This is a genomic window from Actinoplanes sp. NPDC051346 (assembly GCF_040682215.1).
Taxonomy (GTDB): Bacteria; Actinomycetota; Actinomycetes; order Mycobacteriales; family Micromonosporaceae; genus Actinoplanes.
This window is the reverse complement of sequence record NZ_JBFBAJ010000002.1, coordinates 111,542-137,680: the sequence shown is the minus strand read 5'-3', so window position 1 is coordinate 137,680 and position 26,139 is coordinate 111,542. Positions and strand designations below refer to the sequence as shown.

At 72.3% G+C, this 26,139-nt stretch carries 26 protein-coding genes; 10 read left to right on the top strand and 16 right to left on the bottom strand.

All coding sequences use genetic code 11. The annotated features are described in order from the left end of the window. Window position 1 precedes the first annotated feature (1 nt). The 3 genes from AB0M36_RS05045 to AB0M36_RS05035 all read left to right on the top strand — a co-directional run bounded on the left by AB0M36_RS05045 (window position 2) and on the right by AB0M36_RS05035 (window position 2,051). A complete protein-coding gene (locus AB0M36_RS05045) occupies window positions 2-418 on the top strand; it encodes a DUF6069 family protein (RefSeq protein WP_364152623.1) in 417 nt (138 codons plus the stop codon). Window positions 419-483: 65 nt separating this feature from the next. Then, window positions 484-840 (top strand): YciI family protein, encoded by a 357-nt coding sequence (locus AB0M36_RS05040; protein WP_364152620.1) that lies wholly within the window; start codon window positions 484-486, stop codon window positions 838-840. Window positions 841-857: 17 nt separating this feature from the next. Then, on the top strand, window positions 858-2,051 hold the full coding sequence (locus AB0M36_RS05035) for an RNA polymerase sigma factor (RefSeq protein ID WP_364152617.1): 1,194 nt from the start codon (window positions 858-860) through the stop codon (window positions 2,049-2,051). 51 nt (window positions 2,052-2,102) lie between these two features. On the opposite strand, the gene AB0M36_RS05030 is transcribed toward AB0M36_RS05035, so the two are convergent. The 7 genes from AB0M36_RS05030 to AB0M36_RS05000 all read right to left on the bottom strand — a co-directional run bounded on the left by AB0M36_RS05030 (window position 2,103) and on the right by AB0M36_RS05000 (window position 9,058). Beyond that, the gene (locus AB0M36_RS05030; protein ID WP_364152614.1) at window positions 2,103-3,779 is read right to left on the bottom strand and encodes a hypothetical protein; all 1,677 of its coding nucleotides are present in this window, start codon (window positions 3,777-3,779) and stop codon (window positions 2,103-2,105) included. A gap of 299 nt (window positions 3,780-4,078) precedes the next feature. Further along, window positions 4,079-4,813 carry a signal peptidase I gene (gene lepB, locus AB0M36_RS05025; RefSeq protein ID WP_364152611.1) on the bottom strand — a complete coding sequence of 245 codons (735 nt, stop codon included), beginning with the start codon at window positions 4,811-4,813 and terminating at the stop codon, window positions 4,079-4,081. Further along, window positions 4,810-5,160, bottom strand: coding sequence for a PadR family transcriptional regulator (locus AB0M36_RS05020; protein WP_364152608.1), 351 nt, complete (start codon window positions 5,158-5,160; stop codon window positions 4,810-4,812). Before AB0M36_RS05020 ends, lepB begins: the two co-directional genes overlap by 4 nt. Window positions 5,161-5,221: 61 nt before the next feature. Beyond that, window positions 5,222-6,022, bottom strand: a complete 801-nt coding sequence (locus tag AB0M36_RS05015) for a siderophore-interacting protein (protein ID WP_364152605.1) — start codon at window positions 6,020-6,022, stop codon at window positions 5,222-5,224. Window positions 6,023-6,024: 2 nt separating this feature from the next. Next, window positions 6,025-6,582 carry an ECF transporter S component gene (locus tag AB0M36_RS05010; RefSeq protein ID WP_364152602.1) on the bottom strand — a complete coding sequence of 186 codons (558 nt, stop codon included), beginning with the start codon at window positions 6,580-6,582 and terminating at the stop codon, window positions 6,025-6,027. Beyond that, window positions 6,579-7,328, bottom strand: coding sequence for an energy-coupling factor transporter transmembrane component T (locus AB0M36_RS05005; RefSeq protein ID WP_364152599.1), 750 nt, complete (start codon window positions 7,326-7,328; stop codon window positions 6,579-6,581). Before AB0M36_RS05005 ends, AB0M36_RS05010 begins: the two co-directional genes overlap by 4 nt. After that, window positions 7,325-9,058: an ATP-binding cassette domain-containing protein gene (locus AB0M36_RS05000; protein ID WP_364152596.1), complete on the bottom strand. Its 1,734-nt coding sequence runs from the start codon at window positions 9,056-9,058 to the stop codon at window positions 7,325-7,327. Before AB0M36_RS05000 ends, AB0M36_RS05005 begins: the two co-directional genes overlap by 4 nt. Window positions 9,059-9,148: 90 nt before the next feature. Between AB0M36_RS05000 and AB0M36_RS04995 the strand changes: the two genes are divergently transcribed. Further along, complete coding sequence (locus tag AB0M36_RS04995) at window positions 9,149-10,027, top strand: hypothetical protein (RefSeq protein ID WP_364152593.1); 879 nt, start codon at window positions 9,149-9,151, stop codon at window positions 10,025-10,027. 201 nt (window positions 10,028-10,228) lie between these two features. Here AB0M36_RS04995 and AB0M36_RS04990 read toward each other — a convergent pair whose 3' ends face one another. Beyond that, window positions 10,229-11,170 carry an LLM class F420-dependent oxidoreductase gene (locus AB0M36_RS04990; protein WP_364152590.1) on the bottom strand — a complete coding sequence of 314 codons (942 nt, stop codon included), beginning with the start codon at window positions 11,168-11,170 and terminating at the stop codon, window positions 10,229-10,231. A 79-nt stretch (window positions 11,171-11,249) separates the two neighbouring features. On the opposite strand from AB0M36_RS04990, the gene AB0M36_RS04985 reads away from it, so the two are divergent. From AB0M36_RS04985 to AB0M36_RS04975, 3 genes are read left to right on the top strand one after another with little or no spacing between them, the layout of a single operon-like run. Continuing rightward, window positions 11,250-11,834, top strand: a complete 585-nt coding sequence (locus AB0M36_RS04985; protein ID WP_364152587.1) for a helix-turn-helix domain-containing protein — start codon at window positions 11,250-11,252, stop codon at window positions 11,832-11,834. A gap of 45 nt (window positions 11,835-11,879) precedes the next feature. Beyond that, window positions 11,880-12,320 carry a hypothetical protein gene (locus tag AB0M36_RS04980; RefSeq protein WP_364152584.1) on the top strand — a complete coding sequence of 147 codons (441 nt, stop codon included), beginning with the start codon at window positions 11,880-11,882 and terminating at the stop codon, window positions 12,318-12,320. Window positions 12,321-12,358: 38 nt separating this feature from the next. Further along, entirely contained in the window at window positions 12,359-13,351 is a 993-nt protein-coding gene (locus AB0M36_RS04975) for a DUF1152 domain-containing protein (RefSeq protein ID WP_364152581.1), read from the top strand. 16 nt (window positions 13,352-13,367) lie between these two features. Here AB0M36_RS04975 and AB0M36_RS04970 read toward each other — a convergent pair whose 3' ends face one another. Then, window positions 13,368-13,679: a ribosomal protein L7/L12 gene (locus AB0M36_RS04970; RefSeq protein ID WP_364152578.1), complete on the bottom strand. Its 312-nt coding sequence runs from the start codon at window positions 13,677-13,679 to the stop codon at window positions 13,368-13,370. 101 nt (window positions 13,680-13,780) lie between these two features. On the opposite strand from AB0M36_RS04970, the gene AB0M36_RS04965 reads away from it, so the two are divergent. Continuing rightward, on the top strand, window positions 13,781-14,575 hold the full coding sequence (locus tag AB0M36_RS04965; protein ID WP_364152575.1) for an isocitrate lyase/phosphoenolpyruvate mutase family protein: 795 nt from the start codon (window positions 13,781-13,783) through the stop codon (window positions 14,573-14,575). A 10-nt stretch (window positions 14,576-14,585) separates the two neighbouring features. On the opposite strand, the gene AB0M36_RS04960 is transcribed toward AB0M36_RS04965, so the two are convergent. From AB0M36_RS04960 to pdhA, 5 genes are all read right to left on the bottom strand, one after another. Further along, window positions 14,586-16,142 (bottom strand): alpha/beta fold hydrolase, encoded by a 1,557-nt coding sequence (locus AB0M36_RS04960; RefSeq protein ID WP_364152572.1) that lies wholly within the window; start codon window positions 16,140-16,142, stop codon window positions 14,586-14,588. Window positions 16,143-16,528: 386 nt separating this feature from the next. Then, the gene (locus AB0M36_RS04955; protein WP_364152569.1) at window positions 16,529-18,862 is read right to left on the bottom strand and encodes a pyruvate dehydrogenase; all 2,334 of its coding nucleotides are present in this window, start codon (window positions 18,860-18,862) and stop codon (window positions 16,529-16,531) included. A gap of 16 nt (window positions 18,863-18,878) precedes the next feature. Continuing rightward, the gene (locus tag AB0M36_RS04950; protein WP_364152566.1) at window positions 18,879-20,186 is read right to left on the bottom strand and encodes a dihydrolipoamide acetyltransferase family protein; all 1,308 of its coding nucleotides are present in this window, start codon (window positions 20,184-20,186) and stop codon (window positions 18,879-18,881) included. Then, window positions 20,183-21,202 (bottom strand): alpha-ketoacid dehydrogenase subunit beta, encoded by a 1,020-nt coding sequence (locus AB0M36_RS04945; RefSeq protein WP_364152563.1) that lies wholly within the window; start codon window positions 21,200-21,202, stop codon window positions 20,183-20,185. The genes AB0M36_RS04950 and AB0M36_RS04945 overlap by 4 nt, the downstream gene beginning before the upstream one ends. Before the next feature lies 1 nt (window position 21,203). Beyond that, complete coding sequence (gene pdhA, locus AB0M36_RS04940; RefSeq protein WP_364152560.1) at window positions 21,204-22,289, bottom strand: pyruvate dehydrogenase (acetyl-transferring) E1 component subunit alpha; 1,086 nt, start codon at window positions 22,287-22,289, stop codon at window positions 21,204-21,206. 120 nt (window positions 22,290-22,409) lie between these two features. Between pdhA and AB0M36_RS04935 the strand changes: the two genes are divergently transcribed. Together AB0M36_RS04935 and AB0M36_RS04930 are read left to right on the top strand one after the other, a co-directional pair. Further along, window positions 22,410-22,919, top strand: coding sequence for an Lrp/AsnC family transcriptional regulator (locus AB0M36_RS04935; RefSeq protein WP_364154257.1), 510 nt, complete (start codon window positions 22,410-22,412; stop codon window positions 22,917-22,919). A 221-nt stretch (window positions 22,920-23,140) separates the two neighbouring features. Continuing rightward, window positions 23,141-24,553 carry a serine/threonine-protein kinase gene (locus AB0M36_RS04930; protein WP_364152557.1) on the top strand — a complete coding sequence of 471 codons (1,413 nt, stop codon included), beginning with the start codon at window positions 23,141-23,143 and terminating at the stop codon, window positions 24,551-24,553. Between the two features lie 41 nt (window positions 24,554-24,594). Here the strand turns inward: AB0M36_RS04930 and AB0M36_RS04925 are convergent, their stop codons facing one another. Both AB0M36_RS04925 and AB0M36_RS04920 read right to left on the bottom strand, forming a co-directional pair. Then, window positions 24,595-25,800, bottom strand: a complete 1,206-nt coding sequence (locus tag AB0M36_RS04925) for a sigma-70 family RNA polymerase sigma factor (RefSeq protein ID WP_364152554.1) — start codon at window positions 25,798-25,800, stop codon at window positions 24,595-24,597. After that, a complete protein-coding gene (locus AB0M36_RS04920) occupies window positions 25,790-26,131 on the bottom strand; it encodes a YciI family protein (RefSeq protein WP_364152551.1) in 342 nt (113 codons plus the stop codon). The genes AB0M36_RS04925 and AB0M36_RS04920 overlap by 11 nt, the downstream gene beginning before the upstream one ends. Window positions 26,132-26,139 lie beyond the last annotated feature (8 nt).

Here is a 26,139-nt window from a genome sequence, read left to right as displayed (position 1 = left end):
GATGACCATCACCGCGAAGACCACGACCCGCGCCACCGGCTCCGGCATGCTCGCGCTGATCGGGACCGGAGTCGCCGCCACGGCGGCCGCCGGCGCCGCGACCATGGCGGTGGCCGCTGTCGGCCGGGCGGCCGGCGTCAGCCTCGACGTGAGCGGTGCTCCCATCCCCATCCCGGGATTCGCGGTCATGACGGCGTTGTGCTCGCTGGTCGGCCTGATCCTCGCCGCCGTGCTGTCGCGCACCGTTCGCCACCCGCGGCGTGCCTTCGTCCGTACGACGGTGGTGCTGACCGTTCTCTCGCTGGTCCCGGACGTGATCGCGGAGGCCACGTCGGCCACCAAGGCGCTGCTGATGCTCACCCACCTGGTCGCCGCCGCCATCGTGATCCCCGCCGTCGCGCGTCGCCTGTCGGCCTGACGCGTCTGCCGCTGTCACCGAGTTTCTGCCACCATTCACCCGTCTAGTCACATCGGAGGAACGTCATGAAGCAGTACCTGCTCGCCGTACACATGGTCGAGGGCGCGCCGCTCCCCTCGGACGAGGAAATGCAGAAGGCCTACGCCCAGGTCGACCGGGTCAACAACGAGTTGCGGGCGGCCGGAGCGTGGGTGTTCGGCGGGGGTCTCCTGCCGCCGGACAGCGCTACCGTCGTGCGGACCGAGAGCGGCCAGACCACCATGACCGACGGACCGTTCGCCGAGTCGAAGGAACAGATCGGCGGGTTCTGGGTCCTGCGGTGCGAGGATCTCGACCAGGCGCTGAGCTGGGCGGCCAAGTGTTCCGAGGCCTGCATGGGCCCGGTCGAGGTGCGGCCCTTCCAGGACGAGCCGGAAAGCTGAACGGAAAACCGACCCCCATGGACATCGACGGCGTCTACCGGGCGGAGTACGGCCGCTGCGTGGCCACCCTCGTACGCCTCCTCGGCGACATCAACCTCGCCGAGGAGGCCGTCCAGGACGCGTTCGCGGTGGCCCTGGAGAAGTGGGAGGAGCTGCCTCCCAACCCGGGCGCCTGGATCGTGACCACCGCCCGCAACCGCGCCGTCGACCGGCTCCGTCGCGAGTCGACCCGCGAGGCACGACACGCCCAAGCGTTGCTGTTGCACCAGCCGGCCGAGCCAGAGGAGGTGGGACCGGTGAAGGACGACCAGCTCCGTCTCGTTTTCACCTGCTGCCACCCGGCTCTCGCCCCCGACTCCCGCACCGCCCTCACGCTGCGCCTGCTCGGCGGGCTCGAGGTCCCGGAGATCGCCCGGGCGTACCTGGTGCCGGAGGCGACCATCGCCCAGCGCATCGTGCGCGCCAAGAAGAAGATCCGCGACGCGGGCATCCCCTACCGGGTGCCCGCCGCCGAGGAACTGCCGGACCGGCTGCCTCCGGTCCTGACCGTGCTCTACCTGATGTTCAACGAGGGCTACGCGGCCACCCGCGGACCGCTGATCAGGACCGATCTGTGCGCCGAGGCGATCCGGCTCGCCCGCGAGCTCGCCGCGCTGATGCCCGACGAGCCCGAGGCCCTCGGCCTGCTCGCCCTGCTGCTGCTCACCGAGGCGCGCCGGCCGGCCCGGCTCGGCCCGGCCGGCGAACTGGTGCGGCTGAGCGATCAGGACCGGTCGCTGTGGAACCGTACGCTCATCGCCGAGGGCCACGACCTGGTCCGCCGCTGCCTGCGGCGCAACCGGCCGGGGCCGTACCAGATCCAGGCGGCGATCAACGCCGTGCACACCGACGGGGCCGCCACCGACTGGTCGCAGGTTCTGGCGCTCTACGACCAGCTCCTCTCCCTGGCGCCGAGCCCGATCGTCAGGCTGAACCGCGCGGTCGCGGTCGCCGAGGTGCACGGGCCGGCGGTGGCGCTCGCCGCGCTGGAGGGTGTGGAGCTGCCGGGCTACCACCTGCTTCCCGCCACCCGAGCCGATCTGCTGGTCCGGCTCGGCCGCGCGCACGAGGCCGCCGCCGCCTACGACCAGGCGATCGCGCTGGCCGGCACCGAGACCGAGCAGGCCTTCCTCAGGACCCGGCGAGCCGAGCTCGAACCCCGCCCCCGCTGACGACAAGGGCCGGATCCCTCGGGGATCCGGCCCTTGTTCCTCGTTGGGCGGTCAGCCCGTGACGTCCGTGCCGCGTGCGGGCTCCGGGGCCGTGGACTTGCTGCCGGCGATCTGCCATTCCTTGCGCAGCGGTGGCAGGTCGAGCCGCTTGTCGAGCAGTTTGATGCCGAGGATCTTCAGCTGGGCGAAGAGTTGTCCCTTGGCCTCGAATCCCGCGTACAGGCCCCACCGGGGATCGGTGCTGGTGCCCGCCGCGGCGTCGGCCCGCAGGTAGGGCGCCCATTCCAGGCCGGCGCCGACCGAGCCGTACAGGGCGACGTCGAACTGGGCGCCGATGGTGGCCTTGGCCTCGGCCGTACCATTGATCGCCGGCTTGGCGCCGGGGGTCACCGTGGAGGTGGCCAGCGGAAGCCGCGACCAGCCCTCACCCTTGCGGTACCGGACGCCGAGGGACAGCTCGCCGGCGGTCTTCTGCTCGGCGTCGACCGTGATCTTGCCGGATGCCGAGACCTGGTAGAAGTAGGTCAGGTCGGCGTCGACCACCACCGGGAAGCCGGCCACCAGCAGGGTGGTGTGCACGTGCACCTCGGCGAACGGCAGCCGCAGCGGCTTACGTCCGGTGTCGACCGTGCCGGCCAGGCCGGCGTGCACCTTCCAGCCGTAGTCGTACGCGCCGCCGATGCCGATCGCCGCCGCGGACGGCGCGATGCTGTACCAGTGCGCCCGCTCGTAGTTGAAGATCACCTGGGGCTGGAGGTGCACCCAGCCGGAGAGCGTGGGACCGCCCTGCTCGGTGCCGGTGAAGCCGAGCTCACCGACGGGCACCTCGAGATCGAGCTTGATCTCGCTGCCGACGTTGTGCCGTTCCTTGCCTCCGGCCGCGGCCAGCGGGGCCGGCGCGATGGCGGCCGGCGGCAGCAGGGTGGCGCCGTCCAGCGCGGCGGTCTCGGACGAGGTGGTGGGAGCCGGTGCCGAGCTCGAGGGACGGGTCGGCGGGGCGGTGGGCGGCGGCGTTGCCGACGACGGGCTCTCGTCGGGAATGGCCGGCGAACCGACCGGCGGCTCGTCCGACGGCGACGACGGGGTGACCGGCGGCCCGGACGGCGACGACGGGCTGACCGGCGTGGTTGCCGGCGACGACGGGGTCGTCGGTGACAGGGCCGGCTCGGCCGGGCGCGGGGCCCCACCGGCGATCTGCTCGATCCGGGTGGTGACGCCCTTGGACAGCGGCTTGACGGTCACGTCGGTGGTGGGAACCGGCGTGCTGGTGGCGATCTTCTGGTCGCCCAGGAGATCGGGCAGCGTCGCCGGAGCGACGGAGACCCGACCGGCGGCGTCCGTGCGGGCGTCGGTGACCTTCACCAGCGCGCCCTGGGGCAGCGCCGACGAGCGCCCGCTGGCGATCACGTCGCCCTTGCGGACGGCGGGCTGACCGGCCCTGGGCTTGCGGCCCTGCTCGGCCGCGCCGACGAGGCGGGCCTTGCCGGCGCGCGGGTCGTAGGAGGCGAGCTTCAGCGGCTCACCTTCCACCCGTTCGACCTTGCCGTTCGCACCGGGCCGGGCGATCGTCACGGTGCCGGAGGTGTCGTCGACGGTGGCGGCCGCGGCCGGGCGGCCCGCCGGGGCGGCGGCCACGGCCACCGTGGCCGGCTGGTCGGCCGGCGCGATCACCAGGCCCACCGTGATGCTGGCCGCGCCGGTCACCGCGGTGGCGACCGCCAGGGTCAACGGCCAACGCCTCGAGGTTCGCTTCAACCTCGTCCTCCAGATGTCTTCGGATGCGCTACGCCCTCACCGCGTGCGGCGGAGAGGGTGGGCCGTCATCGATGCGGCCTTGCCCGATGACAAGTACCGCATGGAAGATCACCTGTACAGATCGGGCCCAGATGTCACATCTCACACCAGATCGATCACTGTGGACTCGATCGAAGGATATTCGCAGGTCACGATGGCCCATGGACTGCGCCGCGGCCGTCGGGAGCATTCTGCCGCCATCCCAGAAAGTGGAATCGGACCGGATTGTCCGATCAGCCAACCTGCCGCCACACCCGGGTGAGCATCCGGCCTTGCACGGCGTCCTGGCGGTAGGTGACGTCGTGGCGGGAGTCGAGGGACACCAGACGGAAGTCGCCGAGCAGGTAGAGGTCGCCGGGCGGCACGGTGACGGTGCGGCAGTCGGTCCGCGCGGACTCGGGGTCGGCGGGCAGGTACGGCTCATCCAGTCGCGCGCCGTTGCGGAACACCCCGCCGTCGCGGCATTCGATGGTGTCGCCGGGCAGCCCGACGACCCGCTTGAGGACGGTCCCCTCGGGCAGGGCAACGGCGACGACGTCGCCATGAGCGACGCCGGTGAACCGGTGGCTGACCTTGTCGAGCAGGTACCGGTCACCGACCCACACGGTCGGCTCCATGTCTCCGCTCGGGTGGTAGCCGACGGTCAGGGCGAATTGGTTGACCAGAAGGCCGGCGAGGGTGCCGACCACCACCACGGCGGCGACCCGGCGGCTGATCCGGATGTGGCGGGGAAGGTGCCGGGCCCGGGCGCGGCGCTCCTGCCAGACGGCCCGCAGCCCGCCCGCGGCCCATCGCACGGCCTCCCAGTCGCCGCGGGTTTCCGAGAACTCGGCGAGGATCGCCTCGCCCCACGTGCCGCCCGGCCTGCCGCGACGCCCTCGCACCGCCGCGGCCAGCAGGGTGTACGCCAGCCGGCGGGTGGGGCTTTCCTCCCGCTGTTGCCGGTCGGTCAGGGCGGGGGCGCTCATGCCGCACCCCCGGCGGTGCGTGCCCGCACGGCCGGTCGGGGACGCCGGGCGGTGGCCGTGTCGGCGGCGACGCTGGCACGAGCGGCCAGCCGTTGCCGCGCCAGCGTCACTCCGTCGCTACTCAGGCGGTAGATGTGCCGGGGTGGGCGGCCGGGCTCGTCCGACGGCTCCCAGCCGGTCTCGAGCAGCCGCTGGTCGGCCAGCCGCATCAGGATCGGATACAGGGTCCCCGAGGCCAGTGACGTCTGCTTGCTCAGGTCGTAGCCGTAGCGCCATCGGGCCGGGTCCGCGAGCAGGGCCTCGAACAGGCGAAGGGTCTGGGGAGAGGTGTGCGGGGTCCTCGGCATGCCGAAACTCTACATAACTCGGCTTACCTGCCCCATGGTCCTTTCGGCCGAGTGATCGCGGTCAGTGCTGGGCGTGGCCGTGGCGCCAGTAGCCGATGAAGTCCAGGTTCTGCTTGGGCACCTGGCGGTCCTCGACCAGGTGCCGGCGGGCGCCGGTGGCGAGTGAGGACTCGCCGGCGAGGTAGCCGTACACCGGCGTCGAGGGCAGGGTGGCCGCCTTGAGCGCGGCCAGCGCCGCGCGGCCGGGCACGCGCTCCTGCGGGCTTCGCACCACCCAGCGCAGGTCGACGCCGGCCGGCACCCGGAATTTCTGCTGGTCGGCCTCCGACGGAACCTCGACGATGGCCACGCCCTTGGCGTCGTCCGGCAGCGAGCCGCAGATGCCGGCCACCGCGGGCATGCCGGTCTCGTCGGTCACCAGCAGCGTCCAGTCGTGCGGGTGCCGCGGGTTGTAGCTCAGGCCCTGGTCGAGCAGGCCCACCTTGGCGCCGGGAGCGGCGGTCTGCGCGAAGGTCGCGGCCGGGCCCGAGGTGCCGTCCGGCTCGACGTGGACGACGAAGTCGATGTCGAGCTCGTTCGCCTCGGGGCGGGTGGCCCGGACCGTGTAGTTGCGCACCCACGGACGTTGGGCCTTGGGCGTGGCGAGGTACTGGGCGTACCAGAGGTTCGACGTGCGGGTGGGCAGCCTGAGGTGATCCTGGCCCCGCTTCGGCAGGAAGAGCCGGAACCACTGGTCGTAGCCCTGCGGCGTGAAGCCTTCGGCGCCGACCGTCACGCGGATGATGTTCGGGGAGATCCGCTCGGTGCGGATCACGTCGACGAGCAGGACGCGCGGATCGACCGCCTTGCGCTGGCTGGCCATGGTCAGGCTCCCGTCGACGTCGGGCGGACGAGGCCGCGGGTGACGCCGGTCTTCGCGACCCGCTTGGCGAGTGCCAGGCCGGCCCACGTCGCCAGGGTCGCGCTGGCCAGCATGAGGACGAAGAACAGAACCCGCACGGCGACCACCGTGGACCCCATGTCGAAGCTGGCGTACGCCACGACCGCGTAGACCGCGGTGAAGAGCACCGTCGTCACGTAGAACAGCCAGGGTTTCCAGACCCGGTACCGGGTGACGGCGAATCCGGACTCGACCGCCACGCCGACCATGAGGGTGGTGACGACCGCGCTCGGCCCGAACGGCGTGAGCGGCACGTTGACCAGGCCGGCGATGAGTGTGGTCAGCAGGGCGGCGCCCGGGCGGCGCAGCACCGCCAGGCCGAGGACCGGCCCGAGGATCCAGAAGCCGACCAGGCCGGCGTACACGATCGGGACGGTCGGCGCGAGGATCGCGCTGGCGTGGTTGACCGGCACGAGCAGCACGCCGCTGGCGGCACCGATCGCCGCGCAGGTCATGAGGAACCGGGTGGTGAGGGATTTCATGCGAATACTCCGAGGGTGAAGCACCAGAGGGCGGACACGAGAATGGCGTCGCGGACGCGGAACGGCACGACGTAACGCTCTGTACGGGTGGGGTGAGCGCCGAACGCCCGGGACTCCATGGCCAGCGAGACCCGTTCGGCGTGCCGGATCCCTCCGGCGAGCAGCGGCACCGCGTAGCCGCCGTACCGGCGTAGGCCGCTGATCGGGCCGCCGCCGCCGGCCAGCCCGCGCACCCGGTGGGCGCTGCGGATGACGTCGAGCTCGTGGCGGAAACGCGGAACGAATCGGAACGCGGCGAGGGCGGAATAGCCGATGCGGTACGGCACCCGCAGCTGGCGGATCATCGACCGCACGAGATCCGGACCGGTCGTGGTGAGCCCGCCGACCAGCGCCAGCAGCATCACGGCGACCAGCCGCAGACCCGTCGCCAGCCCGGTCTCCAGCGCCCGCGACCACAGCTCGAAGCCTCCGACGCTCACGAGCAGCCGGGTGCCGGACACCCGGGCCGGGTCGGTCCAGACGCCGAACGACACGGTCATGACGGCGAGGGCCGCCGGCACGCCGAGCAGCAGCCAGGCCACCGTGCGGCCGGTCGGGCGGGCGCCGGTGAGGATCAGCAGCAGCGCCGCGCCGCCGACGACCGCCGGGGTCCGCAGGTCACGGGTGCCGATCACCAGGACCATCAGCGGGAGCGTCCCGAACAACTTGGACAGCGGGTTGTACGTCCGCAGGTCGAGCAGGCTCATGAGGCGCACACCGGTGCGGCGGCCGGCAGATCGGCGAGGCGGGTCACCGCGCGCCATCCCGGGTGCCGGGCGAGCGCGCGGGTGGCCCGGGCGACCGGCGGCGGCCGCAGCCCCGGCAGGTCGGCGGCGAACACCTCGGCGGGTGGGCCGTCGGCGGCGATCCGGCCGTCGGCGAGCGCCACGACCCGGGTCGCGTGCTCGGCCACGAGCTGCATGTCGTGGCTGACGACGATGACCGTGGTGCCCTCGGCGTGCAGGCCGGTGAGCAGATCGAGCAGTTCGGTGGCGCGCTCGCGGTCCTGGCCGAAGGTCGGCTCGTCGAGGACCAGCACCTCGGGCCGGACGATGACGGCGGTGCCGACCGACAGCCGCCGCTTCTGCCCGCCCGACAGCAGGAACGGGTGCAGACCCCGCGACTCGCCAAGACCGAACCGGGCGAGCACCTCCTCGACGCGGGCCGCCACCTCGTCCTCCGGCACGCCGCGCAGCCGCAGCCCCAGGGCCAACTCGTCGTCGACGCGGCCGGCCACGAACTGGTGCTCGGGATTCTGGAAGACGAATCCGATCCGGCTGGCCAGCTCGCGGGCGCCGGCGCGCGCCGGGTCGAGCCCCATGACCGTGACCGTGCCGCGCGGCGGCCGCACCACTCCGGCCGCGGCCTGAACGAGGGTGGTCTTCCCGGCGCCGTTCGCGCCCACCACGGCGATCAGTTCGCCGCGTCCGACGCGCAGGCTGACGTCGTGCAGCACCGTCCGGCCGCCGCGCTCGACGGTGAGCCGATCCACGACGAGCACGGGATCGCCGGGCGGGGGCCGCAACGCGCGGACCGCGGGCGCGGGAAGCTCGGGCCGGGCGTCCAGCGCCACGGCCAGCTCGGCGGGGGTCAACGGCAGCGGTTCCATCGGTACGCCCGCGGCACGCAGCCGCAGGGCGGCGAGGGCGCTGACGGGAAGCCAGACGCCGAGCTCGAGGAGCAGGTCGCAGTGCCGACCGAGCGTCTCCCGCGCCGGACCGTCGAGGACCACACGGCCGGACCGGTCGAGCACCACGACGCGGTCGACCAGCTCGATCGCCGTGTCCAGGCTGTGCTCGACGAGCAGGATGCCCCGGTCCCCGGCGGCCACGATCTCGCGCAGCACGGCGTAGACCTCCTCGACGCCGGCCGGGTCGAGGTTCGCCGTGGGCTCGTCGAGCACCAGCAGCGGGGCGCGCATCGCCAGCGCGCAGGCGATCGCGAGCCGCTGCCGGCCGCCCCCGGAGAGCCCGTCCGGGTCGTCGTCGCGGCGGTCCCACAGACCGACCCGGCGCAACGCCTCCTCGGCGCGGGCCAGCACCTCGGCCGCCGGCAGGCGCAGGTTCTCCGGGCCGAAGCACACCTCGTCGAGGACGGTGGCGGTGACGACCTGGGCGTCGGGATCCTGGAACACCATGGCCACGTCGCGGGCCAGCTCGGGCACCCGGTGTGCGCGGGTGTCCCGGCCGCCGACCTCGACGGTGCCGGTGAGCTCGGCGCCGACGACGTGCGGGACCAGGCCGTTGGTGGTCAGGGCGAGGGTCGACTTGCCGCACCCGGACGGGCCGAGCAACAGCACGGCCTCGCCCGCCCGGACCGGGAAGGTCACCCCGGACGGCGTCGCCCGGCCCACGGCCGAGGGCTCGTCCTCGTCGCGGTGCACGACGCTGACCTCGCGCAGTGCGAGCAGCGGCGGCGGACCTTCATCGACGGGCACGTGGTGAGGATAGGCGAACCTAAGTTGATGGGTGTCACCGCCTCCGCATAACCGATGGCAGGAGGTCGCGGAATCGCGTACAAGATCCTTATGATCCGGATCGCTCTTGTCACGGCCGAGATGTTCCCCGACCTGTACGACGACGACCACCCGTTGCGCGACGCGCTGCTGGCGCTCGGTGCGACCGTCGACGCGGTCCGCTGGGACGACCCGGCCGCCGGCTGGGACGGCTATGACCTTGTCGTACTGCGCTCCCCCTGGGACTACGCGCCCCGGCGGGACGAGTTCGTCGCCTGGGCCCGTTCGGTGCCGCGCCTGGTCAACCCCGCCGACGTCGTGGAATGGAACACCGACAAGCACTACCTGAACGACCTCGCCGCCGCCGGCCTGCCAGTCACGGCGACGGCCTTCGTCGAGCCGGGCGAGGCCTGGACGCCGCCGGAGCGCGGGGAATGGGTGATCAAGCCGACCATCAGCGCGGGCAGCAGGGACACCGGCCGGTATCTGCTGCCCGAGGACCTCCCCCTCGCCCGGGCACACGTGGAGCGGCTCTGCGCCGCGGGACGCACGGCGATGATCCAGCCCTATCTCGCCGCGGTCGACACCGCGGGCGAGACGGCGATCCTGTGCCTGCCGGACGCGTCCGGCGCCCTGACCTACAGCCACGCGATCCGCAAGGGTCCCCTGCTGAACGGCCGCGGCGAGCGCACCGGCGAGTACATCGAGGAGATCGACGCCCGCACCCCCACGGATCTGGAGCGGGAACTCGCCGACCGGGTGCTGCGGCACGTTCCGGGCGGCGCCGACCGGCTGCTCTACGCCCGGGTCGATCTGGTGCCGGGCCCGGATGGCACTCCCCTGCTGCTCGAGCTCGAACTCACCGAGCCGTCGCTGTTCCTGCGCTCCGCGAGCGGCGCGGCCCCACGACTGGCAGAGGCCATCCTCGAACGGGCGGCCCAGGGTTCCTGAGAGGCGGGGATGCCGGCCGACGCCACCACCGGGGTGGACGCCGACGCCCTCGCCGAGAAGATCGCGAGCGGCACCGGCGCGCCCCCGCCGCCCCCGCCGGGCGGACCGCGCGGCGAGAACGACCCGCTCGACGTCGCCGCCCAGGTCCGGCCCGCGGCGATGCGACCGGCCGGTGTGTGTCGGCCGGTCGCGGGCACCCGGTTAGGCCGCGACGAGCGGCTTGAGCGCGGTGCCGACCTGGGTCACGAAGCCCGGCCGATGACCGTTGCGGATCAGGTTGATGGTGATGCCGTCGATGCCGGCGCCGATCACCTTCTCGTGCAACTGCTCGGCGACCTGCTCGGTCGTACCGAGAAAGACCCGGTTGCGACGGTCCTCGGGCACGGTCTCGCCGAGTTCCCTCACCTCCTGTTCCGTCTCGCCCACCAGGCCCATGACCAGGTAGCTCGTCGCGAGCGTCGCCGGGTCACGGCCGATCTCCTCGCACCGCTGGCGCAGGACGGCGACCTTGTGCGGCAGCTCCGCGACGTCGCAGATGATGTTCATGTGGTCGGCGAAGCGCGCGGCCAGCCGGAACGTCTTCTGCTCGCCGCTGCCGCCCAGCATGATCGGAATCGTCGGCCGCAGTCGTGGATTGTTCATGGCGCCGCGCGCCGTGTACCACTTGCCGTCGAGGGTCGCCCGCTCCCCCTTGAGCATCGGCGCGATGATGGTCAGCGCCTCCTCGAGCCGCTCGAAGCGCTGCCCGAACGACCCGAACTCGAAGCCGTAGTCGTGGTGCTCCCGCTCGAACCAGCCGGCGCCGACGCCGAGCAGGGCCCGACCCTTCGAGACCACGTCCAGGGTGGTCACGGTCTTCGCCAACAGGGCCGGATTACGGTACGTGTTCCCGGTGACCAGCGTGGACAACTGGATCGTCGAGGTGACCGGTGCGAGCGCACCCAGCGTCGTGTACGCCTCGAGCATCGCGTTCTCCGGCGCACCGATGCCGGGCAGTTGATAGAAGTGGTCCATCACCAGGACGGTGTCGAAACCCGCCGCCTCGGCCTCGCGGGCCTGGGCGGCAACGGTGTCGAAGAGGTTCTCGACGGCGACGCCGGGATAGGTGAAGTTCGGAATCTGGTACCCGAGCCGGATGCTCACAGTGCCTCCGCCAATGTAAGAGGGCTATCACCTGCTAATGTAAGAGCCCATTCACTTGCCGGCAAGCGGGGAGGCCAGCGTGTCGCCGGAACGCGGTTATCACCACGGCGATCTCCGCGCGGCGCTGGTCCAGGCCAGCTTCGAGCTGCTCGCCGAGGGTGGCCTCCAGCGCTTCTCCGTCGCCGCCGTCGCGCGCCGGCTGGGCGTGAGCTCGGCGGCGCCGTACCGGCACTTCCCGGACCGCTCCCACCTGCTCGGCGCGGTCTCCGCGATCGCCGCCCGCGACCTGCGCGCCGAGATCACCGCCGCCGCCGACGCGGCTGGCCCCGCACCGGCCGACCGCCTGGCGGAGGCCGCGGGCGCCTACGTCCGGTACGTCGCCCGCACCGGCGCCGGCATCCACATCATCTACGCCGCCGAGCTGCACGACCTCGCGGACGACGCCCGCCGCGAACAGACCCGGGCCCTGATGACCGCCCTCCTCGACCTGGCCACGGCGACCGGCACCGCCTCGTACCAGGAGGCGGTCCAGCTCGTCGAGGCGACGATCGCCGTGGCACACGGCTACACGTCACTGCTCGCCGACGGCTTCTTCGCCCGCAAGGCCCACTCCGTCGACGCCGTCGCCGACCGGGCCACCAGGGCGACCCGGGCCCTGATGTGAACCCGGCCGACGGGCTCGGCGGTCGCCGCAGGCTAGTTTGCTCGGATGAGTCTCCTTGATGATGTGGCGAAACGTGACGGCTGGCGATGCTGGGTGTGCGATGAGCCGGTCGACGCCGACATGTCGGTGAACGACCCGCGTGGCCCCAGCGTCGACAGCCGCACCGCCGACAAGAAGGCCAAGGTCGCCGAGCGGCTCGCCCACCGCGCCTGCAACACCCGCAAGGGCGCGGTCAAAGTGGTGATCGCCTGGCCCGACCGGCTGCACGTGATCGAGCCCGCACCGCTGATCACCGTCGCCGAGCGCCTCGAGCGCAAAGGCGGACGCGAGCTGGTCGCCCGCTGCCCCCGCGAGAAGGACGCCCGGGAGGCGGCGGACTGGCTGGTCGACCGGTTCTCCCGGCTGGTGCCCGGACTGCCGGTGACCGCGAGCGTCGAGGCGGGCGGCGGACAGTTCCTCGTCGCCCTGTCCACCGGCCGCCGCTGACCGGCAACACTGTTGCGTCGATGGTTGATCATTGTGCGGTGCTGAGCCCTGCCATCCCGCCGGTGGATTCGACGACGTTCTCCTTGGCCACCCCGCCGCTGTTCGCCGCCCTGGCTCCGGCCCGGAGCGTCCTGATCGCCGGCGCGGGCGGCGGTTTCGACGTGTACGCCGGGCTGCCGCTGGCCATGGCGTTGTGGCGCGGCGGCGTCCAGGTGCACCTGGCCAACCTGTCCTTCTCCGAACTCGAACTGATCGACCGTCAATCGTGGGTGGCGGAGTACGTCGTGGCGGTCACGCCGGAAACGACCAGCCCCGACTGGTATTTCCCCGAGGGAACCCTCGCCACCTGGCTGGAAGCTCATGACCTGCCCTCGACGGTTTACGCCTTACCGCCGCTCGGCGTCCAGCCGTTGCGGGACTCCTACCGCTACCTGATCGACCGGCTGAGCATCGACGCGGTGGTGCTGGTCGACGGCGGCACCGACATCCTGCTGCGCGGCGACGAAAGCACCCTCGGTACGCCGGTGGAGGACATCACCAGCCTTGCCGCCGTGGCGGGGATCGACCTGCCGGTGAAGCTGGTCACCTGTCTCGGCTTCGGCATCGACGCCCACGACGGCGTCAACCATGTCCAGGTGCTGGAGAACCTCGCCGCGCTCGACCGCGACGGCGGCTACCTCGGCGCCCTGTCCATACCGAACGCCAGCCGGGAGGCCACGCTCTACCGCGACGCCGTCGCCGACGCCCAGGCCGCCACCCCGGCACGGCCGAGCATCGTCAACGGCCAGATCGCGGCCGCGACCAGGGGCGCCTTCGGCGATGTCCAGTTCACCCAGCGCACCAGCGGCAGCGCGTTGTTCGTCAATCCGCTGATGGCGGTCTACTTCACCGTCGACCTCGACAAGCTCGCCGCCCGATGCCTCTACCTCGACCGCATCGAGAACACCATCGGCAGGCCCACGGTGACACGGCGCATCGAGGAATTCCGCAACGAGACTTCCACCCGCATCCCCCGCGCGTATCCCCACTGACCGCCCGCGGCGGCCGTCATCCCAGGCCGCGCTGCCTCGCGAGGAGTTCGACGGCGTCCTTGGCCTCCTTGAGGCCGACACCCGTCGCCTCGCGGTACAACTTGATGGCCTGGATCTTGCGACCGGCGAGCAGCTCCCGCAGGACTGCACCGGGAGCGTCCGGCTCGGGCTCGCGGATCCCCAGGTGGCCCATGACCAGGTCGAGCTTGCGCTCGACCGCCGCGAGCCGGCGCGCCTGATGGTCGGCGCTGGCACGGCGGCCGCTCGCGGCGACCGCGGCCACCAGCAGTAACGGCACCACCAAGGCGAACGGCAAGATCCACTCCATGCCCGCCATTCAACACCGCCGCCCCCGGCCCGCTTCGCTCGGGACCATCACCGTGCTGAGATCCGCCCTTGGCCGCCACTGTCTGAGTAGGATCGGGCCCCGTGATCGAGGACGTTCGTGGTGCCTTTTGTCAGCTGCACACGGCCGGCACGTTCGTGCTGCCGAACCCGTGGGACGTGCCGTCGGCGCGGCTGCTCGAGCACCTCGGCTTTCCGGCCCTGGCGACGACGAGTTCCGGGTTCGCCGCCACGCTCGGCCGCGCGGACCAGCACGTCACCCGTGACGAGTTGGTCGCCCACGTCGCCGCCCTGACCGCGGCCGTGCGGGTGCCGGTGTCGGTCGACGCCGAACGCGGATATGCCGAGGACCCCGCTGGCGTCGCCGAGACCGTACGGATGCTCGCCGACGCCGGGGCCAGCGGCGTGTCGATCGAGGACTACGACCCGGGCAGCGGTGGCATCGCACCCGTCGAGGTCGCCGCCGAGCGGATCGCCGCCGCGGCCAGCGTGTGCGACAGCTACGGCATCGTGCTCACCGGCCGGGCGGAGAACCCGCTCTACGGGATCGGCGACCTGGGCGACACGATCGCGCGCCTGACCGCGTACCGGGACGCCGGCGCTTCATGCGTGTACGCGCCCGGGCTGACCGACCTCGCCGACATCGCCCGGGTGGTCGGCGAGGTCGGCGTCGCGGTCAACGTCCTGGCGCTGCGGAACGGCCCCACCGTGCCCCAGCTCGCGGACGTCGGCGTGCGCCGGGTGTCCACCGGCGGCAGCCTGGCCTGGGCTGCCTACGGGGCACTGGTCGACGCCGCCGCGGAACTGCGCGACAGCGGGACCAGCACCTATCTCGACCGGGCGCTGCCCCGTCCCCTCCGCGACGCGGCCCTCGACTGAGGCGGCGGCGTCACCGCAGGGGCAGGTCCAGCCAGGCGGGGCCGGCGAGCGTGAGCGGCGCACCGCGGGTGTTGTCGTCGAAGTAGAGCGGATCCTTGGTGTCAACCACGAGGGCCACCTTGTGTCCGGCCTTCACGTCGTACGCCGTCATGGGCAACGCCAGATCCACCGTGAACGGTCGCGTGGCACCGTGCCAGCTGGTCGGCGCATGGGTGATCAGCCGGCCGACCCCCAGCGCGTCGAGATCGTAGAGGTACGCGATGACGGTGCCGTCCGGTCGTTTCGGGACGACGCCGAGGTGAACGCGGGCGATGCCACGCACCGGGGTCGCCGTGGTCTGCCGCCCGGACACCCACACGCCGGCGTGCCGGCGGTTGACGCTGGGCAGCCACACCAGCGGCGGAATCCCGGTCAGTTGCTCCAGGCCGTTGCTGACCAGGGCGATGCCGCCGTTCGCGGTGGTGCCGACGCCGGACTCCATCCGGTAGGACCACTCGGAGCCGGTTGCCCGGCCCAGGGTTCCGGTCTTGTCCCATCCGTCGGGCTTGCCGAGTTCCTGCCGCTTCACCTGGCCGGCGACCGGGCCGGGGTAGGACTCCGCGGCGCCGGACCCGTGGGGACGCAGCACCACCGGCGGTTCACGGTCGACGCCGTTGTCCACGTCGCGAAGGTAGCGGTCCAGCCATCGGTGCAGGCTGGTCCAGACGTGGTTGGGCACGCCGAGCAGGCCGGAGATCTCGACCGTGGCGTGGTCGCCGGGGGCCAGTTCGAGCCGCCGGGGTGTCTTCAGATTGTCGAAGAGGTCCACCATCTGGTTGACCGGAAAGATGCTGTCGCCGTAGGCGTGCGCGATCAGGACGGCCGGGTGGTTGGCGTTCAGTTCGTCGACGCTGTAGCGGACGGACCGGCCCCTGGCCCACTGCTCCCGGTAGTCGTCGTTGCGGTCGGCCCAGTAGTCGTCGAGAATCCGGTTCATCTCGTCCGACGGGTGCCCGACGATGTTGGCGACGGATTGCAGAAAGAAGGCCGCCTGCGGCCGGCGCGTCTCCTCGCCGGACATCGACTCGGCCATGTCGGCCCAGCCGCTCATCGAGGCGACCGCCCGGATGCGCTTGTCGTGGGCGGCGGCCAGCAAGCTGATGCCGCCGCCGTAGGAGAGCCCGGCGATGCCGATCCGTTCCGGGTCGACGGCGGTGTGCGCGATCATCCAGTCGACGGCGGTCGAGGCGTCCGCGATGTCCGGCGGTCCGGCGACCTCGATCTTCCCGCCGGAGAACCAGAACCCCCGCGCGGTGTAGGACAGGACGACGTATCCGCTCTTGGCGAGCTTCTTGGCCTGCGCCAGGTACTGGAAGTCGTTGAGCCCCCAACTCGCGACGAAGACCACTCCGGGGTGGCGGCCGGGTGCCGTCGGGGCGATGACGTTGGACTTCAGCGTCACGCCGTCGGCGGCGGTGATGTCGTTCCAGTGGAAACCGGTGGTGGAGGCGGCTGCCTCCGCGCGGGTGACGGGGCCGGCGGTGAGCGCCATGAGGAGTACGGCCATGACGGCGACGACGCGTCGCATTGACGAACCTCGATTCCGAGACGGTTACCGCAAGGTAACTTAAGTTCGCCATTCGGACAAGCTACGGCTGCTCGACCTCGACCGGAGTGACGGCGAAGGCATCGTCGCCGAGCGACAGCGGTCCGCCGACGACACGCGAGACGTCATGGGGCGCGGTGAACGCGGTGGTGTTCAGCACGAAGCGCGAAGGCGTGGCACAACTCCGGCAGCGGAACCCGGCCGACCATCTTCGCGTAGCGCACCGAACGGATCAGCAGCATCGCCTCGCGGAGCACGGTCGCGGCCAGAAACGCCGCGCCGGGCGGCTCCGGCGGAGAGATCTCAGGCTGGCGCCGGGTCCCGTCGCGGCTGGGTGTGTGTGCGTCCGCCGCCCGGCCGGCCCACCGTCAGACGAGATCCAGGCCGGCGCGGACGATGCTGTCGGTGTCGATGCCGTGGTGCTGGTACACCGCGCCGAGCGCTCCGGACTGGCCGAAGGTGCTCACGCCGAGGTGCCGGGACGGCCGGCGGTGCACTCCGGCCAGGAAGGCCAGCGTGTGCGGATGGCCGTCCAGCACCGTGAGCAGTGGCGCGGCCCGTTCGGCGGGGAACGCCGCGTCGAGGATCCAGGTGTCGGCGCTGCCCTGACCGGTGCCGGCCTGCATGGCGGCGAAGAGCAGGCCGGGGCTGGTCACGCAGACCACGTCGGCGGGCGTGCCCAACGCGGTGAGCCGGTCGGCGGCCGCGAGGGCCTCCGGGAGCAGGGCGCCCATCGCGGCGATGGTCACGGCCGGCGGCTGCGGGGCACGGCGCAGCAGGTAGGCGCCGGCGACGACCTGGCGGCGGCGGCGTTCGCGGGCGGCCGGGTCGGCGGGGACGTCGGCGAGCGCCTGGTCGACCGGCCGCGAGGACAGCCGCAGGTAGGCGGAGCTGCCGCCGGGCTTGCCGAGGCGGCCGAGCGCGGCGAGCAGGGTCCATTCCAGGTCGACGGTGAACGCGGGCTCGTAGCTGACGCATCCGGGCTGCTCGAGCCCGATCGACGGGGTCTTGATGGACTGGTGCGCGCCGCCCTCGGCGGCGAGGGTGACGCCGGCCGGGGTGCCGACGAGGATCGACTGGCCACCGGCGTACATGCCGAACGACCAGGGTTCGAGGGCGCGCTCGACGAAGGGGTCGTAGACCACGCCGATGGGCAGCAGCGGCTGGCCCCAGCGGCTCCAGGTGGCGCCCAGCTCGCCGAGCAGACCGACCAGGTTGCCCTCGGCGATGCCCAGCTCGATGTGCTGGCCGGTGGGGCGTTCCCGCCAGTGCAGGATGGTCTCGGGGTCGTCGTCGAACCAGTTGCGGCGGTCGTCGGTCGACCAGACGCCGACCTTGTTGATCCAGCCGCCGAGGTTGGTCGAGGACGCCACGTCGGGCGCCGCGGTCACCACACGGCGGGCGACGGCGGGTGCCTGGCGGGTCAGGTCGAGCAGGGCCCGGCCGAGTCCCGCCTGGGTCGACGAGGTTCCGGACGGGGTCCGGCCCAGGTCGGCGGGCACGTCCGCGGCCGGCTGCGCGGTCACGGGCGTACGCCGCAGGCGGGCGGTGACCTGCTCGCAGAGCCGGCCGGCCGGCGAGTGCGGCGCGAAGCGGGCCCACGGCGCCTCCACCGACATGCCCACGCGGACGCCGAGCTCGCGCAGCTGCGCCTCGGTCAGCAGCGAGGAGTGGTTCTGCGGGTGGCCCTCGGTGGCCAGGCCGTAGCCCTTCACGGTGTAGGCGAAGATGACGGTCGGCCGGCTGTCGTCGATCGCGGCCAGGGTGTCGCCCAGGGTCCGCAGGTCGTGGCCGCCCAGGTTGCGCAGCGCCGCCACGAGGGTGCTGTCGTCGAGGCCGTCGACGAGCTCGCGCAGCGCCTGCGCGTCGGCGCCGTCGCCGGGCAGCCGCTGCCGCAGTTGCTCGGGCGAGCAGCGCAGCAGCCGCTGGAACTCCGCGTTCGACATGTCGTCGACCCGCCGGCGCAGCGCGTCACCGCCGGGCCGGTCGAAGATCGCGGTGAGCAGCCGTCCGTACTTGGCGGTCAGCACCTGCCAGCCGGCGGCCTCGAACATGGCCTGGAGCCGGGTCGCCGCGACGTGCGGCACGACCCTGTCCAGGGACTGGCGGTTGAGGTCGACGATCCAGCAGACCTCGCCGAGGTCGCCCACCATCGGGTCGAGGATCGCCTCCCAGCACGCCCCCTCGTCCAGCTCGGCGTCGCCGACCAGGGAGTACTGCCGGCCGGTGCCGGCGGGGACGCCGGTGCTGTTGACATAGCGGCGGGCCAGCGCGCCCCAGATCGGGGCGGTGGCGCCGATGCCGACCGACCCGGTCGAATAGTCGACCGGGTCCGGGTCCTTGGACCGGCTCGGGTAACTCTGCAGGCCGCCGAAGGAGCGCAGGGTGGTCAGGTAGCGCTCGTCGAGGCTGCCGAGCAGGTAGTTGATCGCGTGCAGCACCGGTGAGGCGTGCGGCTTCACCGAGACCCGGTCGTCGGCGGTGAGGTGGTCGAACCACAGCGCCGTCATGATCGTCGCCATCGACGCGCTGGACGCCTGGTGCCCCCCGACCTTCAGCCCGTCGGGGTTGGGCCGGACCCGGTTGGCGTGGTCGATCATCGCGGTGGCGAGCCAGAGCACCCGCTGCTCCACCTCGCGCAGCACGGCCCAGCGGTCCTCGTCGGCTGGGCGCCGCAATGCGGCGGGATCGACCGTGGTCACGTCAACCTCCATAGGCTCAGAGATCTGCGAGCATGGTCGCGGGCTGCTCCACGCAGTCCGCGACGTAGCGCAGGAAGCCGCCCGCCGCGCCACCGTCGCACACCCGGTGGTCGAAGCTCAGCGACAATTGGGTGACCTTACGGACGGCAAGCTGCCCGTCGACCACCCACGGCTTGTCGACGATACGGCCGACGCCGAGAATACCGGCCTCCGGGTGGTTGATGATCGCGTTCGAGCCGTCGACGCCGAAGACGCCGTAGTTGTTGAGCGTGAACGTGCCGCCGGTCATCGCGGCGGGCGGCAGGGTGCCCGCGCGGGCCAGCCCGGCGAGCCGGCTCACCTCGGCACCGAGCTGGGCAGTGCTCATCAGGTGCGCGCCGTGCACCACGGGCACCACCAGACCACGGTCGGTCTGCGCGGCGAAGCCGAGATTGACGTACGGAAGACGCAGGATCTCACCCGCCTCGACGTCCACGGTGGAGTTCAGCGCCGGGAACCGGCGCAGGCCCGCCACGCAGATCCGGGCGAGCAACGCCAGCAGGCCGACGCCGCGACCCGCGAGCACGTTCTTCGCCTCGATGAGGCCCGTGGCGTCGACGTCGACCCAGGTGGTCGCGTCGGGGATCTCGCTGCGGCTGCGGGACAGCTTGTCGGCGACCATCCGCCGCACACCCCGCAACGGAATGCGTTCGATGCCCGGATCGGCCGGGGTGGTCGCGGCGGCCGGCCGGCTGGCGGCGGCGATGGCCTGTTCGACATCGCAGCGCCGGATGACGCCGTGCCCGGCCGCGGGTGCGACCGTGGCGAGATCGACCCCGTGCTCGCGGGCGAGCTTGCGGACCAACGGCGAGATGACCCGCGCGGCGACCAGCTCGCGGGTGGCCGGCGCGGCCGGCTGAGGGGACGCCGGCGCGGCCGGCTGCGAGGAGGCGGGCGCGGCCGGCTGCGCCGAAACCGCCGCTTTACCCCGGCGGCCGCGGCGCCGCGAGACCGGGGCGTGGCCGGTGCCGTACCCGATCAGGACGTTGCCCGATCCCGCCCGCTCCTCGGTGCGGTACTGCTCGGCCGCGGCGGAGTCCGGAACCGCGGTGACGGAGATCAGCGGTGCGCCGACGTCGACGACCGTGCCGGCCTCGGCGTGCAGGATCGACACCGTGCCCGCGTACGGGACCGGCACCTCGACCGCCGCCTTGGCCGTCTCCACCTCGACGACGACCTGGTCCACGGTCACCGTGTCGCCGACGGCGACCCGCCACTGGATGACTTCCGCCTCGGTCAGGCCCTCGCCGAGGTCGGGCAGGAGGAAGACCTGGTCGGCGCTCATGCCGTGGTCCCGAAGCGCAGGTCCGGCTCGTCGTCGAACTGGAGCCGGTCGACCGCGTCGAGGATCCGGTCGACGGTGGGCAGGTGGGCGTGCTCCACCTTCGGCGGCGGATAGGGAATGTCGTACCCGGTCACGCGCAGCACCGGCGCCGCCAGCGAGTGGAAGCACCGCTCCTGCACCCGGGCGGCGATCTCCGCGCCGACGCCCGCGAAGCCCTGCGCCTCCTGGACGACGACGCAGCGGCCGGTCCGGCGTACCGATCGGACCAGGGTCTCGTCGTCGAAGGGCACGAGCGTGCGCAGGTCGACGACCTCCAGGCTGATGCCGTCGGCCGCGGCGGCCTCCGCCGCCTGCAGGGCGAGCGGCACGGTGGGGCCGTAGGCCACGAGGGTCGCGTCGGTGCCGGAGCGGCGGATCGCGGCCTCGCCCATCGGGCCGACCGTCCGGGCGCCGAGGTCGACCTTCGCCTTGCTCCAGTACAGGCGCTTGGGTTCCATGAAGACGACCGGGTCCGGGTCGGCGATCGCGTCGCGCAGCAGCCAGTACGCGTCCTCGACCGTGGCCGGCGTGACGACCTTGAGGCCCGGCGTGTGCGCGTAGTACGCCTCGCTGGAGTCGCAGTGGTGCTCGACGCCGCCGATGCCGCCGGCGAACGGCACCCGGATCACCATCGGCATCGTCAGGGCGCCCCGGGTCCGGTTGCGCATCTTCGCGACGTGCGAGGCGATCTGCTCGAACGCCGGGTAGGCGAACGCGTCGAACTGCATCTCGACGACGGGCCGCATGCCGCCCATGGCCAGGCCGACCGCGAACCCGACGATGCCGGACTCGGCCAGTGGCGTGTCGAAGCAGCGGTCCTCGCCGAACTTGCTGGTGAGGCCGTCGGTGATCCGGAAGACGCCGCCCAGTGCGCCGACGTCCTCGCCGAAGATCAGCACGCTGGGGTCGTCGGCCAACGCGTCGCCCAGGGCGGCGTTCAACGCCTGCGCCATGGTCAGCTCGGTGGTCTCGGTCATCTCATGCCTCCCCGGCGTCGAGCTCGGCGACGAGCTGCGCGCGCTGTTCCTCGAGCTGCGCGGTCGGCTCGGCGAAGACGTGGTCGAACAGCGTGCGCGGGTCGACCGTCACGTCCGCGTTCAGCTTGGTGCGCACCTCGGCGGCGAAGGTCTCGGCCTCGGCCTCGGCGGTCCGCACGGCCTCGTCGTCGATCAGGCCCCGACCCTTCAGGTACGTCGTGAGCCGGGCGAGCGGGTCAGCGGCGGCCCACCGGGTCACCTCGGCCTCGTCGCGGTACCGGGTCGCGTCGTCGGCGTTGGTGTGCGCCTCGATCCGATAGGTGTGCGCCTCGACGAGGTAGGGGCCGCGGCCGGAGCGGGCGTGCTCCACGGCGGTGGACAGCACGGAGAGCACGGCGAGCAGGTCGTTGCCGTCGACCTGCTCGGAGGCGACGCCGTACCCGACGCCCTTGTAGGCCAGGGCGGGAGCCGCCGACTGCTGGGCCAGGGGCACCGAGATCGCGTACCCGTTGTTCTGGATGAAGAAGACGACAGGCGCGCGCCGCACGGCGGCGAAGTTGAGCGCCTCGTGGAAGTCGCCCTCGCTGGTGCCGCCGTCGCCGATCAGCGCCAGCACCACGTTGTCCTCGCCCTTGCGGCGCATCGCCTCGGCCAGGCCGACCGCGTGGATGGTCTGGGTGGCCAGCGGCGTGCACTGCGGCGCCACCCGGACGGCCGTCGGGTCGTAGCCGCAGTGCCAGTCGCCGCGCAGCAGCGTCAGCACCTCGGCCGGGTCGAGGCCGCGGGCGACGAGGGCGACGCTGTCGCGGTAGGTGGGGAACAGCCAGTCGTCGTCGCGCAGCGCGAGGACGGCGGCGATCTGGCACGCCTCCTGACCCCGGCTCGACGGGTACACCGCGAGCCTGCCCTGTCGGGTCAGCGCGGTGGCCTGGGTGTCGAAGCGCCGGCCGAGCACCATCCGCCGATGCGCCTCGACGAGCAGCTCGTCCGAGGGCCGGGCGTACCCCTCGGGCGCGGCGGTCTCGGTGCCGTCCTCGGCGACGAAACGCACCGGTTCCTTCGAAGGCAGCAGATCCTCAAGCCGCATGGCGACGCTCGCTCTCTAAAGGACGTCTGATCGCATCAGCGTGGATTCGGGGCGATGTACGGTCAAGAGCGCAGGGTGATCGCAGACGAATTGCCGGCAGAGGCGCAGAGGAGCGGCGAAATGTCCTCGGACAGACCTCCCGCGGACGTTCCGGCTGGACGTTCTGCCGGGCCGCTGGACCCGACCGACATCGCCCTGCTCGGTGAGTTGCAGCGGGACGGGCGAATTTCCATCCGGGCGCTGGCGGAACGCACGCACATCTCCCGGTCGAACGCGTACACCCGCGTCGCCCGGATGGTGGATGACGGCACGATCCGCCGTTTCACCGCCCAACTGAACCCCCACAGCATCGGTTTGGGAACAACCGCGTACGTCGCGATCACCATTGATCAGACCGCGTGGCGACTGGTCGCCGCCGGGATTAGCGAGATTCCGTACGTGGAGCATTTCGCCCTGATCGGTGGGGACAATGATGTTCTTGCCCTGGTTCGGGCGCCGGATAACACCGCTTTGCGAGACGTGGTCCTGGACCGCATTCAAGACATTCCGGGTGTACGTACCACCCGCACCTGGCTGGTGTTCGAGGAACGGACCGGCCGGGGCGTTCCGTACGGCGATGGCGAAGGGTGATCAACACCCCATTCGTCGTCACGCACCGTGAAAATCCTTCGTGATCTAGCCCGTCCCGACCGGTGTTCGCCAGTTCCCCAGGTCGGGTACGATGTCGGCCATTCACACAGGGCGATCCTCGCCGTGGTCGAACCCCGCACTGCCGGGACGACTCCGCGCGGATTCGCACGGTGAGTAGTGGCGCGGGGCCACCAACGGATTGACGGTCAGGAGGGATCATCGTGCGATCACTCGCAGGCCGATACCGGGTGGAAGACCCCGTCGGGCGCGGCGGCAGCGCGGTCGTGCACCGCGGCTTCGACCGCACGCTCAAGCGCACCGTAGCGATCAAGCTGTTCTCGCCGTACCGGCCCGGCTCGGAAGAGCCCGCGGTCGACGTGCTGCGCGAGGCTCGAGCCGCGGCCGGCCTCAACCACCCCAATGTGGCACGGGTCTACGACTACGGCGAGGCGACCGAGGGCGGCGAGCAGGTCCCGTACCTCGTCATGGAGTTCCTCGAGGGCGACACCCTCGCCGACGAGCTGGCCCGCACCGGGGCGCTCGAATGGCCGCAAGCCGTCGCGATCTGCGCCGACACCGCCGCCGCCCTGGCCGCCGCGCACGGGCGCAACCTGGTGCACCGCGACGTCAAGGCCCGCAACGTCATGCTCACCCCCAACGGCGTCAAGGTCCTGGACTTCGGCATCGCCGCCGTCGCCGGCCAGAGCAGCCTCGACACCCACGGGCGGCTCTGGGGCACCCCGGCGAACCTCGCACCGGAACAACTGCGCGGCGAGCCGACCTTCCCCGCCGCCGACGTGTACGCGCTGGGCCTGCTGCTGTTCGAATGCCTCACCGGCTCCCGGGCCTGGCCCGGCACCAGCGTCGGCGAGATCCTCGCCGCCCGCCACGTGGGCCGGACGCCACGCCTGCCGCGCATCGCCGGACTCCCCCGCGAGATCGTCCGACTCTACGAGGACTGCACCGCCGAGGCAGCCGACCGGCGCCCGTCGGCCGCGGCCGCCGCGGAGATCCTCCGGCGGGCCATCGGCAAGGTGCCGACCGTGCGCCCGGCGGTCGCCCTCGTCACCACCATTCCCGCCCCCCGGCGCGCGCGGTCGCGCCGACGTGCCGCCGTCACCGCCTCGATGGCCGTCGCCACGGCCTTCGTCAGCATCCTCGGCCTCCAGGTGGCCAACGGAGTCGCGGCCCCGCACGGCCGCCAGGCGGAGGCCGCCGCCGAGGGCGCGGCCGGCGGCATGACCCAGACGCCGCAGGTCGCGCCGCGACCGACCTCGACCGACCCGATCCGCGACGTCCCCACGGAGGGCGAGCAACCGGTCCGCAAGCCCCCGGCCGCCAGAATCCAAGAGGTCATGGTGCCGCCCGGCCCCACGGCGCCGACGACCGCCCCCGTGAACGGGCACCCGACCACGGCGCCGACGACCCGGCCGACGCCCGGCCAGACCACGGGCCATCCGACGCCGACGACCACGACGAAGCCGACGACGGACCCCACGCAGACCCCGACGGTGACGCCGACCACGGAAACCACAAAGACCCCGGACCCGACCACGCCGACGACACCGCCGACCTTGCCGCCGGCGTCCACGCCGCCCCCGGAGGTCGTCGTCCTCGCCGACACGGCCACGTGACCTCACTGGTCCGTCGCACCGTCGCCGACGTTGATCACGACCTAGGCGTTCAGGTCTTCTAGCCTGCGGGTCAGGTAGCGTCGCTCGGCTTCGTTCCCCGTGAGGTCGATGGCCGCCCGGTATGCCTCGGCCGCGTCGTCGATCCGGCCCAGCCGCCGCAGCAGGTCGGCGCGCACGACCTGGAACGGCTGGTAGTGCGCGAGCTCCAGCCGCTCCACGATGGCCAACCCGGATGCCGGCCCGGACACCTCGGCCACGGTCACCGCCCGGTGCAGGGCCGCCACCGGGCTGGGCGCGATGGCCAGCAACTGGTCATAGAGCCGGAGCACCTGTGCCCAGTCGGTCGGCGGCTCGCTGTGCACGGCGTTGATGGCCGCCTGGATCTGGTAGGGGCCCGGCTGGTTGCGGCGCAGGCACCGGCGCACGAGATCGCGGCCTTCGCCGATGAGCTCGGCATCCCAGCGGCCGGAATCCTGTTCAGGTAGGGGCACCGGCTCGCCGGCGGCGGTGACGCGGGCCGGCCGCCGGGCCTCGATCAGCAGCATCAGCGCCAGCAGCCCGAGCACCTCGGGTTCGTCAGGCATCAGCCGCGCCAGCAGCCGGCCCAGCCGGATCGCCTCCCGGCACAGCTCAGCGCGCACCAGGTGCTCGCCGGAGCCGGCCTGGTATCCCTCGTTGAAAATCAGATACACCACGGCCAGGACGGCGGTCAGCCGGTCGGGCAGGTCGGCGTCGCGAGGGACCCGGTACGGGATCCGCGCGTCGCGGATCTTGCCCTTGGCCCGCACGATCCGCTGGGCCATGGTCGCCTCCGGCACCAGGAACGCTCTAGCGACCTCCGCGGTGGTGAGCCCGCCGAGCAGCCGCAGCGTCAGCGCCACCCGTGCCGACTGGTTCAGCGCCGGATGGCAGCAGGTGAAGATGAGCCGCAGCCTGTCGTCACTCACCGGCCCCTCCGATTCCGGCTCGGGCGCCGCCGCGAGCAGCGCGGCCTCGGCGTGCTTGCGGCCCCGGGCAGCCTCGCGCCGCGTCCGGTCGACGGCTCGGTTCCGCGCCGTCGTGATGATCCACCCCGCTGGGCTGGGCGGCAGGCCGGTCCGCGGCCAGCGCTCCAGCGCCGCGGCGAAGGCGTCCTGCACGGCCTCCTCGGCCAGATCGATGTCACCGAGGACGCGGACCAGCACGGCCACCGAGCGTCCGTACTCCTGCCGGAACACCCGCTCGACGGCCGCCTGATCAGCCCGCAACGGGCCGTACCTCGACGGGCAGTGTCGTGATCGCCGCCAGCCGGCCAGCCCAACCGAGTGCCTCGTCGAGATCGGCCGCCTCGATCACCGTGAACCCGCCCAGATGTTCCTTGCCCTCGGCGAACGGGCCGTCGGTCAGCAGCGTGTCGCCGTCGCGGGATCGCACGACGGTGGCGGTGCTCGGCGGGAACAGTCCGGCCGCGAACACCCACGCACCGGCCGCACGCATCTCGTCGTTGAGGGCGGCCAGCTTCGCCATGATCGGGTCGAGCACTTCCGGCGGCGGCTGGTCCCCATCCGGCTGGTAGATGCTGAGCAGGTAGCGCGCCATGCGGCCCA

Excerpts from the sequence above, each read along its gene's own strand:
- AB0M36_RS05045 (WP_364152623.1), top strand. The coding sequence starts at position 2 with ATGACCATCACCGCGAAGACCACGACCCGCGCCACCGGCTCCGGCATG.
- AB0M36_RS05040 (WP_364152620.1), top strand. The coding sequence starts at position 484 with ATGAAGCAGTACCTGCTCGCCGTACACATGGTCGAGGGCGCGCCGCTC.
- AB0M36_RS05035 (WP_364152617.1), top strand. The coding sequence starts at position 858 with ATGGACATCGACGGCGTCTACCGGGCGGAGTACGGCCGCTGCGTGGCC.
- lepB (WP_364152611.1), bottom strand. The coding sequence starts at position 4,813 with ATGAGCGCCCCCGCCCTGACCGACCGGCAACAGCGGGAGGAAAGCCCC.
- AB0M36_RS05020 (WP_364152608.1), bottom strand. The coding sequence starts at position 5,160 with ATGCCGAGGACCCCGCACACCTCTCCCCAGACCCTTCGCCTGTTCGAG.
- AB0M36_RS05015 (WP_364152605.1), bottom strand. The coding sequence starts at position 6,022 with ATGGCCAGCCAGCGCAAGGCGGTCGATCCGCGCGTCCTGCTCGTCGAC.
- AB0M36_RS05010 (WP_364152602.1), bottom strand. The coding sequence starts at position 6,582 with ATGAAATCCCTCACCACCCGGTTCCTCATGACCTGCGCGGCGATCGGT.
- AB0M36_RS05005 (WP_364152599.1), bottom strand. The coding sequence starts at position 7,328 with ATGAGCCTGCTCGACCTGCGGACGTACAACCCGCTGTCCAAGTTGTTC.
- AB0M36_RS04995 (WP_364152593.1), top strand. The coding sequence starts at position 9,149 with ATGATCCGGATCGCTCTTGTCACGGCCGAGATGTTCCCCGACCTGTAC.
- AB0M36_RS04980 (WP_364152584.1), top strand. The coding sequence starts at position 11,880 with ATGAGTCTCCTTGATGATGTGGCGAAACGTGACGGCTGGCGATGCTGG.
- AB0M36_RS04970 (WP_364152578.1), bottom strand. The coding sequence starts at position 13,679 with ATGGAGTGGATCTTGCCGTTCGCCTTGGTGGTGCCGTTACTGCTGGTG.
- AB0M36_RS04960 (WP_364152572.1), bottom strand. The coding sequence starts at position 16,142 with ATGCGACGCGTCGTCGCCGTCATGGCCGTACTCCTCATGGCGCTCACC.
- AB0M36_RS04950 (WP_364152566.1), bottom strand. The coding sequence starts at position 20,186 with ATGAGCGCCGACCAGGTCTTCCTCCTGCCCGACCTCGGCGAGGGCCTG.
- AB0M36_RS04945 (WP_364152563.1), bottom strand. The coding sequence starts at position 21,202 with ATGACCGAGACCACCGAGCTGACCATGGCGCAGGCGTTGAACGCCGCC.
- pdhA (WP_364152560.1), bottom strand. The coding sequence starts at position 22,289 with ATGCGGCTTGAGGATCTGCTGCCTTCGAAGGAACCGGTGCGTTTCGTC.
- AB0M36_RS04935 (WP_364154257.1), top strand. The coding sequence starts at position 22,410 with ATGTCCTCGGACAGACCTCCCGCGGACGTTCCGGCTGGACGTTCTGCC.
- AB0M36_RS04920 (WP_364152551.1), bottom strand. The coding sequence starts at position 26,131 with ATGGCGCGCTACCTGCTCAGCATCTACCAGCCGGATGGGGACCAGCCG.